At 75.8% G+C, this 12,906-nt stretch carries 12 protein-coding genes; all 12 read right to left on the bottom strand.

All coding sequences use genetic code 11. The features are described 5' to 3' along the window. Nucleotides 1–47: 47 nt before the first annotated feature. Nucleotides 48–1,424 carry a PLP-dependent cysteine synthase family protein gene (locus Ae717Ps2_RS10920; protein ID WP_075306702.1) on the bottom strand — a complete coding sequence of 459 codons (1,377 nt, stop codon included), beginning with the start codon at nucleotides 1,422–1,424 and terminating at the stop codon, nucleotides 48–50. Then, on the bottom strand, nucleotides 1,421–2,752 hold the full coding sequence (locus tag Ae717Ps2_RS10915) for an NtaA/DmoA family FMN-dependent monooxygenase (protein WP_075306703.1): 1,332 nt from the start codon (nucleotides 2,750–2,752) through the stop codon (nucleotides 1,421–1,423). The genes Ae717Ps2_RS10920 and Ae717Ps2_RS10915 overlap by 4 nt, the downstream gene beginning before the upstream one ends. Further along, complete coding sequence (locus tag Ae717Ps2_RS10910; protein WP_075333313.1) at nucleotides 2,749–3,774, bottom strand: LLM class flavin-dependent oxidoreductase; 1,026 nt, start codon at nucleotides 3,772–3,774, stop codon at nucleotides 2,749–2,751. The genes Ae717Ps2_RS10915 and Ae717Ps2_RS10910 overlap by 4 nt, the downstream gene beginning before the upstream one ends. 122 nt (nucleotides 3,775–3,896) lie before the next feature. Next, on the bottom strand, nucleotides 3,897–4,940 hold the full coding sequence (locus tag Ae717Ps2_RS10905) for a P1 family peptidase (protein ID WP_075333312.1): 1,044 nt from the start codon (nucleotides 4,938–4,940) through the stop codon (nucleotides 3,897–3,899). After that, nucleotides 4,937–6,259: an LLM class flavin-dependent oxidoreductase gene (locus Ae717Ps2_RS10900; protein WP_075306706.1), complete on the bottom strand. Its 1,323-nt coding sequence runs from the start codon at nucleotides 6,257–6,259 to the stop codon at nucleotides 4,937–4,939. Before Ae717Ps2_RS10900 ends, Ae717Ps2_RS10905 begins: the two co-directional genes overlap by 4 nt. Next, the gene (locus tag Ae717Ps2_RS10895) at nucleotides 6,256–7,536 is read right to left on the bottom strand and encodes an LLM class flavin-dependent oxidoreductase (RefSeq protein WP_075306707.1); all 1,281 of its coding nucleotides are present in this window, start codon (nucleotides 7,534–7,536) and stop codon (nucleotides 6,256–6,258) included. The genes Ae717Ps2_RS10900 and Ae717Ps2_RS10895 overlap by 4 nt, the downstream gene beginning before the upstream one ends. After that, nucleotides 7,533–8,504 (bottom strand): LLM class flavin-dependent oxidoreductase, encoded by a 972-nt coding sequence (locus Ae717Ps2_RS10890; protein ID WP_075306708.1) that lies wholly within the window; start codon nucleotides 8,502–8,504, stop codon nucleotides 7,533–7,535. Before Ae717Ps2_RS10890 ends, Ae717Ps2_RS10895 begins: the two co-directional genes overlap by 4 nt. Continuing rightward, a complete protein-coding gene (locus Ae717Ps2_RS10885; protein ID WP_075306709.1) occupies nucleotides 8,504–9,529 on the bottom strand; it encodes an LLM class flavin-dependent oxidoreductase in 1,026 nt (341 codons plus the stop codon). The genes Ae717Ps2_RS10890 and Ae717Ps2_RS10885 overlap by 1 nt, the downstream gene beginning before the upstream one ends. Next, nucleotides 9,526–10,302 carry an ABC transporter ATP-binding protein gene (locus Ae717Ps2_RS10880; protein WP_075306710.1) on the bottom strand — a complete coding sequence of 259 codons (777 nt, stop codon included), beginning with the start codon at nucleotides 10,300–10,302 and terminating at the stop codon, nucleotides 9,526–9,528. The genes Ae717Ps2_RS10885 and Ae717Ps2_RS10880 overlap by 4 nt, the downstream gene beginning before the upstream one ends. Further along, nucleotides 10,299–11,093 (bottom strand): ABC transporter ATP-binding protein, encoded by a 795-nt coding sequence (locus Ae717Ps2_RS10875; RefSeq protein ID WP_075306711.1) that lies wholly within the window; start codon nucleotides 11,091–11,093, stop codon nucleotides 10,299–10,301. Before Ae717Ps2_RS10875 ends, Ae717Ps2_RS10880 begins: the two co-directional genes overlap by 4 nt. Continuing rightward, nucleotides 11,090–11,959 (bottom strand): ABC transporter permease, encoded by an 870-nt coding sequence (locus Ae717Ps2_RS10870; RefSeq protein ID WP_349289834.1) that lies wholly within the window; start codon nucleotides 11,957–11,959, stop codon nucleotides 11,090–11,092. Before Ae717Ps2_RS10870 ends, Ae717Ps2_RS10875 begins: the two co-directional genes overlap by 4 nt. Further along, a complete protein-coding gene (locus Ae717Ps2_RS10865; protein ID WP_075306712.1) occupies nucleotides 11,956–12,906 on the bottom strand; it encodes an ABC transporter permease in 951 nt (316 codons plus the stop codon). The genes Ae717Ps2_RS10870 and Ae717Ps2_RS10865 overlap by 4 nt, the downstream gene beginning before the upstream one ends.

Here is a 12,906-nt window from a genome sequence, read left to right as displayed (position 1 = left end):
GACACGGGCACGGGAGTGGCCGAGGACGGACGGCGAGGAGCGGGGCCTCATGCGGACGCTCCCGCGGTGAGGGTGGCGCGCGACAGCACGCCGGCGAGCCTGCCGTCGCGCACGACGTGGAGGATCTCGGCGCCGTCGGTCCGGGCGAGCGCCTCGGCGACCGTCTCGCCCGTGCCGACCGTGACCGGCGGTGGTCCGGCGGGCACGCCGACCGGGGCGTCCGGGTCTCCCGGCACGAGCCCGGCGCGGAGCCGAGCCGTGTCCAGCCCGCCGAGAATCTCCGCGGCGGAGGCCGCGAAGCGCGGGCTGCGCCCGGCGAGCACGACCGGTAGCACCGGCTGGCCGTCGCCCACCTCGTGGGCCAGGACGACCGCTTCGCGCAGCGTCGTCCGCGGGGTGACGGTGACGACCGGCCCGCCCGCGACCCGCTCGGCCAGCAGGTCGGGGCGGTCGTCGTCGAGGAAGCCGGAGCGGCGCAGCCAGTCCACCGAGTGGTACTTCGACAGGTAGGCGCGACCGGAGTCCGGCAGCAGCGCGACGACGACGTCGTCCGGCCCGAGGCCGCGGGCGACCCGCAGCGCCGCGGCGACCGCCAGCCCCGCCGACCCGCCCACGAGGATCCCCTCCTCGCGGGCCAGCCGTCGGGTGGTCAGCACCGACTCCCGGTCCGGGACAGCCTCGATCCGGTCGACGACGGCGGGGTCGTAGGACTCCGGCCACACGTCCTCCTCGGTATCCGGGTGGAGGTAGTGGCCGGCCGCCTCGACGAGGAACGGGCTGCCGTCGCCGCCGTTGTAGACCGAGGTCACGGGGTCGGCGCCGACGACCGTCACGTCGCCGACCTCCTTCAGGTACCTTCCCGTGCCGGTGATCGTCCCCCCGGTCCCGATGCCCGCGACGAAGTGGGTGACCCGACCCTGCGTGGCCGCCCAGATCTCCGGTCCGGTGGTGCGGTGGTGCGCGGCCGGGTTGGCCGGGTTGTCGTACTGGTTCGCCTTCCAGCCACCGGGTCGCTCGGCCGCGATCCGAGCCGACAGGTTGGCCACGTACTCGGGGTGCTCGCGGGGCAGCCGCCCCGGCGTCCGGACGATCTCGGCGCCGTACGCGCGGAGCACGTCGACCTTCTCGTCGGCGATAGTGTCCGGCAGCACCACGACGAGCCCGTACCCGAGCGCCGCGGCAGCCTGTGCCAGCCCGGTGCCGGTGTTGCCGGAGGTGCCCTCCACGATCGTGCCGCCGGGCCGCAGCGCCCCGGACGCCTCGGCCGCGCGCACCATCTCCAGCGCGGCGCGGTCCTTCACCGAGCCGCCGGGGTTGAGGTACTCGATCTTGACGAGCACGGACGCGCCGAGCCCCGCGGTCAGCCTGCCCAGCCGCACCAGCGGGGTGCCGCCGACCAGGTCGAGGACGGAGTCGTGGATCATGGCAGCTCCAGGTGGTGGCGCAGGGTGGTGCCCTCGTACTCGGTGCGGTAGACGCCGCGCTCCTGCAGCGCGGGTACGAGCGTGTCGACGATCTCGACGAGTGCGTCCGGCACCAGGTAGGGCAGCAGGTTGAAGCCGTCGACCACCCGCTCGCGGGCGTAGCGGGCCCACTCGTCGGCGATGGCGCCGGGCGTCCCGACGAACGCCGGGTGGCCCGGAGTGACCGCCAGGGCCAGCTGCCGGATCGACAGGTTCTCGGCCTCCGCCCGGTCTCGCCAGGACTGGATCAGCGCGAGCTTCCCCGAGCGCCGCTCGATGGCGATCGTGCCGCGCGAAGGGTCGAGTTCCGCGTCGCTCGCGGCGATGTCCGGCAACGGGCCGTCGGGATCGTAGCCGGACAGGTCGGTGCCCCAGTACTGCTCGAAGAAGGCCAGCGCGCGGGGCCCGGTGACCTGCTCCTCGCGTACCCAGCGGGCCTTGTCGGCCGCTTCCTCGGGCGTCTCGCCGAGGACCACGCTCGCCCCGGGCAGGATCCGCAGCGAGTCGGCCGAGCGGCCGTGGCGCGCGAGCCGTTCCCGCAGGTCGGCGGCGTACGCGGCGGCCTCGTCGAAACCGGTGTGGGCCGAGAACACGACGTCCGCGTGCCGCGCCGCGAGCTCGCGGCCGCCCTCGGAGTCCCCGGCCTGGAACAACACCGGCCGGCCCTGCCTGCTCGCGGGCAGTGTCGGGACCGCGCTGAACTCGACGAGGTCGGTGTGCCGTTCGATCGGCTCGATCGAACCGGGCCGGGCCCAGCTCCTGCCGCCGGCGATCGCGTCAGGCTGCCAGCCGGCCCAGAGCGCCGTGGCCGCCTCCACGAACTGGGAGGCCCGCTCGTAGCGACGCTCGTGCGGCAGCCAGCCGCCGTGCCGGAAGTTCTCCCCGGTCCAGGCGTTGTCGGTGGTCACGATGTTCCAGCCCGCGCGTCCGTCGGAGAGCAGGTCGAGGCTGGCCAGCCGGCGGGCGAGGTCGGCCGGGTCGTTGTAGGTGGTGTTCTGGGTGGCGACGAGCCCGATGCGTTCCGTCGCGCCGGCCAGGGCGGAGAGCTGGGTGATCGCGTCCGGGCGGCCCGCGACGTCGAGGTCGAAGACGCGACCCCGGTTCTCCCGCACCCGCAGACCCTCACCGAGGAAGAAGGCGTCGAACAGGCCGCGCTCCAGCAGCCGGGCGAGGTCGACGAAGGTCTGGATCTCCATCTGCGGGGCGGCGCGGTCGTCCGCCCAGACCAGCTGCGGGCCGACGCCGGTGAAGAAGACTCCCAGGTGGATCCTGGGCCGGTTCCCGGTCATGGACGACTCCCGGCGAAACGGTTGGTGGGGCGGGGCAGACCGAGGGACTCGCGCAGGGTCGCCCCCGCGGGCCGCCGCAGCAGCGGCAGCACCTCGGACTGCAGTATCGGCAGGTCCACGGCGTGGACGGCCGGGTGGAACCGGACGCCGTCCACCACCCCGTCGAGCTCGCGGAGCAGTGCGACCAGGGCGTCGACCGACCCGACGTGCCGGAGCCGCCCGGTCGGCTCCCACCGGGTCTCCGCGTCGAGCTCCGCGAGCCGGTCCGCCGCGGGGCGGTCGGCGTCGAGCACGACCTCCAGGTCCAGCACGGTGAGCGGCGCGTCCGCGCGGTGCGGCTGCCCGACCAGGGCCACGTCCGCCCGGGCCCCGAGCTCCAGCTCCGCGGCGGCCAGGACCACGATCTGACCCTGCGGCGGCCGCGGGGTGATCAACGGCCCCTTCACCGTGAACCGGGCCCCGACGGCGTCGACGTGGTGGACGCGGTCCGGGTCCAGGTAGCGACCGCTCGTCCGGTCGCGGATCACCGCGTCGTCCTCCCAGGAGTCCCAGAGGGCGCGGGCGGTGTCGATCACGTCCCGGGTCTCCCGCGCCAGAGCGTCGGGATCGAGGGGCACCGCGCCGATCGTGGCGGCCGACGCGGCGTCGTTCGCGGTGCCGACGACCCACCCCGCTCGGCCGCGCGTCGCGTGGTCGAGCGCGGCCAGCTGGGTGGCCAGGTGGAACGGCTCCGTCGTGGCGACGTGCAGGGTGGGCGCGAGCCCGACCGTCCGCGTGGTCGTGGCGACGAACGCGGCCCGGGTCCCCGCCTCGAGCCGGCCGGCGGCGTCGAGCCCGCTGCTGGGCGGGAGGGGTGAGTCGGCGAACGTCACGAGGGCGACGCCGGCGGACTCGGCGGTGTGGACGGCGTCGCGGAGCGCCCGGCCCGTGAGGACGGCGCCGGGTGGACGGCCCGACCACCGCCAGGCGGCGGGGTGGGCACCGTCGCCGTCGAGTTCGACGGCCGCGAACAAGCTGGTCATGACACCTCCGAGACGACGGTGACCCGTCGTCGGTCGAGAGCCGACGCCACGGTGGCGACGACGAGGGCGAGGGCTCGCCCGGCACCCCGAGCGCGCCTGATCCGGGGCCGACGGCCGATCACTCAGGGCGCCGCCAGTGCCGCGGTGGCCTGCGGATAGAGCTCACGGTAGGAGGCGATGTGACCGAACGGCGTGGTCACGGACGTGGCGGCCAGGACGGCGTGGACGATCGCGCGGGCGAAGGTCCGTTCCGCCGCGTGCGTCACCGCCGCCAGCAGCGCGGGATCGGCGGGGCCCACGGGACCGACGCCGAGGGCGAAGACCGTGTCGCCGTCGCTCGGGCCGTGCACCGGATGGACGGCCCGGGCCATCCCCCGGTGGCCCGCCTCCGCCGCCCTGCACAGCGCGACGTGGTCGAGCGGGGCGTCGGTGGCCACCACGCCGATCACGGTGTTCGGCAGCTGCAGTCCCGCGGCGGGCCGGCCCGGCTCGGCGAGCGCCCGACGGGCGGCCGTGTGTTCCAGCGTGTCCGGGGTGCGCAGGGCGAACTCGCCGTCCGCACCCAGTGCCGCGGCGGGCGGCAGCCCGTTCCACGGGTCCACGGTGGACCCGTGGGCGTTGACGACGGCGAGTGCCCCGACCACGGCGCCACCCGGGAGCACCGCACTGGCCGTGCCGACGCCGCCCTTCATCTCCGCGGTGACCGCCCCGGTTCCGGCGCCGACCGTGCCCTGCGGGACCGGGCCGCCGCTCGCGGCCTCGGCCGCGGCCCGCCCGAAGTCCGGGCCGGGGCGGGCCGTGACCTCGCCGCCGCGGCCGAGGTCGAACAGCGCCGCGGTCGGCACGAGCGGCACCCACGGCTCGTCGGGGGTGCCCCGCCGTTCCTCCAGCCAGACCTGCACGCCGTCCGCGGCGGCGAGGCCGTAGGCGCTGCCCCCGGTCAGGACCACCGCGTCGGCCCGCGCGCCGCCGAACCCGGGGGCGAGCGCCGCGGTCTCCCGGGTCGCCGGGCCGCCGCCGCGCACGTCGACCGCCGCCAGCGCGCCGCCGTCGGGGAGCACGACCACGGTGGTCCCGCTCAACCAGCCGTCCTCTGCCCGCCCGTGGTGCCCGACGAGCACACCGGGAACGTCGGTGAGCGCGTTGTGGTGGCCGGGGCGGGTCATCGGTTCTCCCGGGATCGGTGGGTGGCGGGTCGGGGCAGACCCAGGTGGTCGCGCAGGGTCCGGCCGCGGTACTCCGTGCGGTGCAGGCCGCGTCGCTGGAGCTCGGGGACGACCAGCGAGGCGAAGTCGTCGAGCGTGCCCGGAAGGTAGGGAAAGATCACGTTGAAGCCGTCCGCGGCTCCCGCGCGCACCCACTCCTCGATGTGGTCGGCGATGTCCGTGCCGGTGCCGACGAGCGTCCGGTCGTCGTCCGCCACCTGCTGGGCGAGCTGCCGGATGGTCAGCCCGTCGGCGCGGGCACGCTCCAGGACCCGGGCCTGGGTGCTGCGGCTCTGGTTGGACGGCGGCAGCTCCGGCAACGGCCCGTCCAGCGGGTAGGCGGTGAGGTCGACCCCGCCGAGCCAGTAGCCGAGGTCCTCCAGGGCGACCCGGGGGTGCAGCAGCGCGCGCATCCGCGCCGCCTTCTCCTCGGCCTCGGCCCGGCTGCGCCCGGTGATCGTGGACAGCGCCGGGAGGATCTTCACGTGGTCGGGGTCCCGGCCGTGGGCGGCGGCGCGCTCGCGGATCTCGTCGCGGAAGGCGCGGCCCGCCGCCGCGTCCGCGGGGCTGGTGAAGATCACGTCCGCGACCCGCGAGGCCAGTGCCTTCCCCGCCTCCGACGCCCCGGCCTGCACGATCACCGGATGCCCCTGCGGTGGGCGGGCGATGTTCAGCGGCCCGGCCACGGCGAGGTGGGCGCCGCGGTGGTCGAGCCGGTGCAGCGCCTCGGGCCGGAAGTAGCGGCCGGAGGCCTGGTCGTGGAGGAAGGCGTCGTCGTCGAAGCTGTCCCACAGCCCGCGCACCACGTCGACGTACTCCTCGGCGCGGGCGTAACGCTGCTCGTGCGGGACGTGCGCGTCGAGGCCGAAGTTGCGGGCCTCGCCGTCGTTCAGGGAGGTCACGAGGTTCCACCCGGCACGGCCGCCGGAGAGGTGGTCGAGCGAGGCGAAGGTGCGGGCGAGGTGGTAGGGCTCGTTGTAGGTGGTCGACGCCGTCGCGACCAGTCCGATGTGGGTGGTCACCGCGGACAGGGCGGCCAGCAGGGTGGTGGGCTCGAAGGAGTCGTTGACGACCGAGACCCGGCTCAGCACGTCCGCGTCAGCGAGCGGGACACCGACCAGGTCGGCGAGGAACACGGCGTCGAACCGGGCGGCCTCGGCGGTCCGCGCCAGGGACCGGACGTGCGCGATGTTCACCCCGCCGTCGGCCGGGGAGTCGGGGTGGCGCCAGGCCGCCAGGTACTCCCCCGGCGGCTTCAGGAAGGCGTTCAGGTGGATCACGTGAGCCCCAGGTGGTCGCGGAGGGTGGTGCCCGCGTACCCGTCGCGGACCAGGCCGCGCCTGCGCAGCTCCGGCACCACCTGCTCGACGAAGTCGACGGCGGGGCCGGGCAGGTAGGGGAAGGACACCATGAACCCGTCCGCCGCCCCGGCGTGGAACCACTCCTCGAGGTGGTCGGCGATCTGCTCGGGGGTGCCCGCGAGGGTGCCGCCGGAGAACCGCTCGGCCAGGCCGCGGATCGTGAGGTTCTCCCGCCGCGCCAGGGCCAGCATGCCGTCCCGCCGGGACTTCGAGCGGTTCGTGTCGGGGATGTCGGGCAGCGGGCCGTGGACGTCGTACCCGGTGAGGTCGACGTCGCCGATGTTGTCCTGCACCAGGCGGCGGGCGACGTCGTCGTGCAGCAGGTCGAGCAGCGCCCGCGCCTTCGCCCGGGCCTCGGTCTCGGTGGGCGCGACCAGCGGGGACACCAGCGGCCACACCCGCACCCGGTCCGGGTCGCGGCCGTGCCGGCGGACCCGGGCGTGCAGGTCGTCGACGAACGCCTTGCCAGCGGCGGCGTCGGGCTGCCCGGTGAACACGACCTCGCCGTAGCGGGCGGCGAAGTCCTTGCCGGTCTCCGAGGAGCCGGCCTGGAACAGCACCGGGCGACCCTGCGGCGGCCGCGAGACGTTCAGCGGTCCGCGGACCCGGAAGTGCTCGCCCTCGTGCTCGGTGAGCCGCAGCCCCGCGGGCTCGTAGTAGCGGCCGGACTCCTTGTCCCGCAACGGGTCCAGGCTCGCCCACAGCGACTCGACGACGTCGACGAACTCGGCCGCGCGGGCGTAGCGGGCGCCGTGCTCGAGATGGCTGTCGCGGCCGAAGTTCGCCGCCTCCAGGGGCACCACCGAGGTCACGATGTTCCAGCCCGCCCGGCCCGCGGAGAGGTGGTCGAGCGAGGCGAACTTGCGGGCCAGGTGGAAGGGCTCGTGGTAGGTCGTGGTGGCCGTGGCGACGAGCCCGATCCGCTCGGTGACCTGGCTCAACGCCGAGAGCAGGGTCAACGGCTCGAAGTGCTCGGCCCGCCCCGTGCGGTGCAGCGAGTCGAGGTGCTCGCCCCAGATCGCGACGACGTCGGCGACGAACAGCGCGTCGAACCCGCCGCGCTCCAGCGTCTGCGCGAGCTCGACGTGGAACCCGAGGTCCAGCTGCCCGTCCGGCCGGGCGTCGGGGTGGCGCCACCCCGCGATGTGCCCGCCGGAGCCGTGGACGAGGGCCCCGAGGCCGAGGTGCCGGCTCACGCCGCCACCCGCCCCAGCCGCGGCGCGATCTCGGTCGCGAGCACCTCCAGGCCGCGGCGGGCCTCGGCGAGCGAGGTGCTCTCGGCCTGCACCGCGGCGATCAGGTCGGTGGCGTGCGGCCGGAACACCGCGTCCGCGGCCAGGCCCTCGACGATGTCGTCCGGCGTGCCGTACTGCACGTTCATCAACGCGAGCAGCTCCTCGATCGACGTGTCCTCGCGGGCCCAGCCCGCGGCGACGTGGTGCGGCAGGTAGCGGGCGATGTCCGGGGCGAGCCGCTCGCGGGCGGCCCGGCGGTCGCGGTCCGGGAAGATCCCGCGCACGGCGGCGATCGGCGCGGGGCCGGTGCCGCGCCAGTGCGCGCGGTGGGTCTCGGCGAGCTCGCGTTGGACCAGGTCGTGCGGTCCCACGCCGAGCAGCAGCCCGCGCCCGGCGGCGGCGCCCGCCGCGACCGTGTCGACCCGGGTGGACGACTCCCACAGCCGCCTGCCCGCCCGGTCGCTGGACGGCTGCAGGACGAGGCCGCCGGAGCCGGGCAGCGGGCGTCCGGCCAGTGCGTTCACCAGCCGGGGCAGGGCGCGGTCGTAGTCGGCACGCCGGTCGGCGGCCACGGCGCCGAACGCCGCGAACTCGGCGGCGCTGGGCCCGCCGGAGCCGAGGCCGAGCTCCAGTCGGCCTCCGGAGAGCGCATCGAGCACGGCGACGTCCTCGGCGAGGCGCAGCGGGTCCTCCAGCGGCAGCACGCTGACGGCCGTGCCGAGCCGGATCCGGTGCGTGCGTTCGGCGACGGCGGCGAGCAGCACCAGCGGCGACGGGAGCCGCCCGTAGCGGGGCTGGAGGTGGTGCTGGGCGACCCAGCCGGTGTCGTACCCGAGCTCCTCCGCGGCGACGAACAGCTCGACGACCCCGGCGAACAGCGCGCCAGCGGGCTCGTCGCCGTGGACGTGGGTGAGGAAGCCCAGGCGCATCAGGCCACCGCCTCGCGGGCCGGGCTCCAGCCGAGGGCGGGCGCGATCTCACGGGCCACGACCTCCAGCCGCGCGATGTCCGCGGCGACCTCGGACCGCTCGTGCGACACGACGACGACCAGCTCGTCCACGAGATCACCCAGGCCGGGGTCGCGGGCGAGGCCGAGCACGATCTCGTCCGGGGCACCGAGGTGCACGTTGATCCGGCGCAGGTACTGGTCGGTCGTCAACTCCGCGAGCTCGGTGAGCCCGTGCCTCACGAACGCCTGGCGGTGCACGTCGAGGGCAGGGGCGAGGTCGTCGCGTGCGGTGGCCCGGTCCGCGGCCGGGAACACCGCGCGGACCGCGGCCACCCGACCAGGCCCGGTGAGCGCGGCCCGGTAGGCCTCGGCGAGGGGCCGCTGGACGGTCTCGGGATCGTGGGTGGCCGTGCCGAGCAGCAACCCGTCCCCCGCCCGTGCGACGGCGGCGGCACGGCTCGGGTCCGACGTGGACTGCCAGAGCCGGTCGGCCAGCCCCGGCGCGGGCGGCTGCAGGACCGCGGTGCTCGCCGCGCCCCCGGGCAGGCCCGCCTCGGCGAGCCCCTCGACCACCGGCTCGCCGCGCAGGGCCGCGCGCAGCACGGCGAGGCGTTCGTCGAACTGGGCGTGCCGGTCCTCGACGCGGGCCCCGAAGGCGCCGAACGCGTCCTGGTTCGCGCCACCGCTGCCGAGCCCGAGCTCGACGCGGCCGCCGGACAGGGCGTCGAGCACGGCGGCGTCCTCGGCGAGCCGCAGCGGGGGTTCGAGGGGCAGGACGGTCACCGCGGTGCCGAGCCGGATCCGCCGGGTCCGCTGGGCCGCCGCGGCGAGCACCAGCAGCGGCGACGGCAGCCTGCCGTAGTCCCCGCGCAGGTGGTGCTGGGCGATCCAGGCGGAGTCGAAGCCCAGCTCCTCGGCGGCGACGACCGTGTCCACGACGTCCCGGTAGACGTCTGCCGCGGGCCGGCCCGGGCCGTGGACGTGGGTGAGGAAGCCCAGCTTCATCGCAGCTCCGGCAGGGTCGGGACGGCCGCGAGCAGCCGTCGGGTGTACGGGTCCCGCGGGGCGGCGAGCACCTCGGCGGTGTCCCCGCGCTCGACGATCCGGCCCTCGTGGAGCACCACGATCCGCCGGCACAGCCGCGCCACGGCGCCGATGTCGTGCGAGACGAGCACGAGTGAGAGCCCCAGGTCCGCGGCCAGTCCCCGCAGCAGGTCCATGACCTGTACCCGGACGGCGACGTCGAGCGCGGACAGCGGCTCGTCGCCGACCAGCACCCGCGGGCCGGGAGCGAGCGCGCGGGCGATCGCGATCCGCTGCCGCTGCCCGCCGGAGAACTGGTGCGGGTAGCGGTCCGCCGCCTCGGGACCGAGTCCGACCGCGGTGAGGAGCTCCCGCACCCGTGCCCGGTGGTCGCCCGGGACGTCGAGGCATTCGAGGGGCTCGGCGACGATCCGGGCCACCCGCATCCGCGGGTCGAGCGAGGCGAACGGGTCCTGCAGGACCACCTGGACGTCCCGGCGGAAGTCCCGGCCCGCCCGCACCACGGGCGTGCCGCGGTGGATGAGGGTGCCCGCGTCCGGGCGGTCGAGCGCGAGCAGGAGCCGGACCAGGGTGGACTTGCCGGAGCCGGACTCCCCGACGATCCCGGTGCTGCCGTCGCCCTCGCCGACGTCCAGGTCCACCCCGCGCAGGGCCTCCCGGTGGCGGCGGGGCCCGAGCACGCGGGTGCGCGGCAGGGGGTAGCGGCGTTCCAGCGCACGAGCGGAGAGGATCACGGCCGCACCTCCTGCGGGTTCCAGGCACTCGCCCGGTACGCGTCGAGCAGGGCCCTGGTCGCGGGGGCCGCGGGGGCGCGCAACACCTCGGCGAGCGGACCCTCCTCGCGGAGCCTGCCCTCGGCCAGCACCGCGACCCGGTCGGCGACCTGGGCCACCACGGCCAGGTCGTGGCTGATGAACAGCAGCGCCGTGCCGCGCTCACGGACCAGCCGGTCCAGCAGGGCGAGGATGTCGGCCTGCACGGTCACGTCGAGCGCGGTGGTCGGCTCGTCGGCGATGAGCAGCGCGGGCTCGCCCGCCAGCGCGATCGCGATCCCGACGCGCTGGCGCTGGCCCCCGGAGAGCTGGTGCGGGTAGGCGCGGGCGAGGTGCTCGGGGTCCGGTAGCCCGACGGCGGTCAGCAGCTCCACCGCCCGCTCGGCCGCCGCCCGACGAGGTGTGCCGCGGAGCCGCCGAACGGGTCCGGCGACCTGGCTCCCCACCCGCATCAACGGGTCCAGCGCGGTCTGCGGCTCCTGGAACACCACCCCGACCGAGCCGCCCCGCAGGGGCGCCAGCTCGCCGTCGGGCAGCCCGAGGATCTCCCGCCCGTCGAGTCGCACGCTCCCGCTCACCACCGCCTCCTCGGGCGCGAGCCCGACCGCGGCCAACGCCGTGAGCGACTTCCCCGACCCCGAGGCACCGATCAGCCCCAGCCGCTCCCCCGCGCCGAGGTGCAGCGACACCCCGTCGACCACGGGACGGTCACCGAACCGCACGGTGAGGTCGGTGATCTCCAGCAGGGTCACACGACCACCTCCCGCTGCAGCCGGGGATCGGTGACGTCCCGGAGCGCGTCGCCGACCAGGGAGAACCCGAGCACGGCCGCGGTGATCGCCAGGCCCGGCCACAACACGGCCCACGGGTGGACGGTCACGTACTGCTGCAGGTCCTGCAGCATCCGGCCCCACGACGGGGTGGGCGGCGGGGTGCCGAACCCGAGGTAGGACAGCGCGGCCTCGGCCAGCACGGCGAGGGCCAGGGTGAGGGAGAGCTGGACGAGCAGCACGGGGGCGACGTTCGGCAGCACGTGCGTGCGCACGATCCGCCAGGTGGAGGCGCCGCTCGCCCGCGCCGCCAGGACGTAGTCGGTCCCGAGCGCCGAGCTCATCTCCGCGCGCCCGACGCGGGCCACGTTCACCCCGGTGCCGATACCGATCGCCACCACCGCCGTGGCCACCGAGCCGCCGTAGACCGCGGCGAGCACCATCGCCAGCAGCAGCGTGGGGAAGGCGACGAGGACGTCGATCAGGTGCGAGACGACGTCGCCACTGCGCCGCCCGACCGCGACCGCCGCGGCCAGTCCCACCCCGACGACGCCCGCGACCACCGTCGCGGCGAGCGCCGCCACCGCCGTGATCCGGGCGCCGGCGAGGAGCTGGCTGAACAGGTCCCGCCCGCTGCCGTCCGCCCCGAGCGGGTGCCCGCCGGTCAGCGGCGGGGCCCACGCCGCAGCCGGGTCGACCAGGGTGGGGTCGAAGGGCGTCCACACGAGCGAGACCAGCGCGGAGAGCACGAGCAGACCGACCAGGGCGGCGCCGATCGCACCCCCCGGCTCGCGCAGCACCCGCCGGATCACCGAGCTGTCCACCGGGCTGTTCACCGGGCCGTTCACCGGGCCACCCGCAGCCGCGGATCGACCAGCCGGTGCCCGACGTCGACCAGGAATCCGATGACCAGGACGGCACCGGTGAGCAGCAGGACCTCGCCCTGGACCTTGACCAGGTCCCGGTTTCCCACGTCGGTCAGCAGCATCGACCCGACGCCCGGCAGCGAGAACACCCGCTCGACGACGACGGCGCCGACCAGGAGCGCGGCCGCCTGCAGCCCGAGGACGGACACCACGGGCAGGGCGGCGTTGCGCAGGCCGTGGCGCAGCAACGCGCCGGTGCGGGTCAGTCCGGTCGCCCGTGCGGTGCGCAGGAAGTCCTGGTGCAGCACGCCGAGCGTGGCGGTGCGGACGAACCGCAGCAGCACCGCGCCCTCGGCCAGCGCGAGCGTGACGCACGGCAGCACGAGGCTGCGCAGCGCCCGACCCGGCTGCGCCCAGCCTGCCGTCGGGAAGCCCTGCGCGGGCAGCCAACCCAGCAGCACCGCGAACACGATCACCAGCACGAGCCCCACCCACAGCGTGGGCAGCGCGATCCCGAGCTGGGACACGGCGGTGATGCCGAGGCCGACCCGGCTGCGGTGCCGGACCGCGGCGAGCACCCCGAGCGGGACCGCCACCAGCACGGACAGCAGGATCGAGCCCGCGACGAGCGGCGCCGTGACGGCCAGCTTCGCGCCCAGCTCGGCGGACACCGACACCCCGGACAGCGCCGACCGGCCGAAGTCCCCGGTCGCAGCGCCTCCGATCCAGTCCAGGTACTGCACCACCCAGGGCCGGTCGGTCCCGAGCTCCTGGCGCAGCAGCTCTACCTGCTCCGGCGTGGCCTGCACCCCCGCGACCACCTGCGCCATGTCCCCGGACAGCAGCCGTAGCAGGCCGAACACGAGCAGGCTCGCCACCAGCAGCGACAGCAGCAGGAGCACCGTGCGGCGCACGAGGAAGGCGATCAC

The organism is Pseudonocardia sp. Ae717_Ps2 (assembly GCF_001932475.1).
Lineage (GTDB): Bacteria > Actinomycetota > Actinomycetes > Mycobacteriales > Pseudonocardiaceae > Pseudonocardia.
Note: the sequence above shows the minus strand (reverse complement) of the source record. Positions and strands in the feature narration are given on the sequence as shown.

Bases quoted from the DNA above. Each gene is read 5' to 3' on its own strand.
- Ae717Ps2_RS10920 (WP_075306702.1), bottom strand. From the start codon at position 1,424: ATGATCCACGACTCCGTCCTCGACCTGGTCGGCGGCACCCCGCTGGTG.
- Ae717Ps2_RS10915 (WP_075306703.1), bottom strand. From the start codon at position 2,752: ATGACCGGGAACCGGCCCAGGATCCACCTGGGAGTCTTCTTCACCGGC.
- Ae717Ps2_RS10910 (WP_075333313.1), bottom strand. From the start codon at position 3,774: ATGACCAGCTTGTTCGCGGCCGTCGAACTCGACGGCGACGGTGCCCAC.
- Ae717Ps2_RS10905 (WP_075333312.1), bottom strand. From the start codon at position 4,940: ATGACCCGCCCCGGCCACCACAACGCGCTCACCGACGTTCCCGGTGTG.
- Ae717Ps2_RS10890 (WP_075306708.1), bottom strand. From the start codon at position 8,504: ATGCGCCTGGGCTTCCTCACCCACGTCCACGGCGACGAGCCCGCTGGC.
- Ae717Ps2_RS10885 (WP_075306709.1), bottom strand. From the start codon at position 9,529: ATGAAGCTGGGCTTCCTCACCCACGTCCACGGCCCGGGCCGGCCCGCG.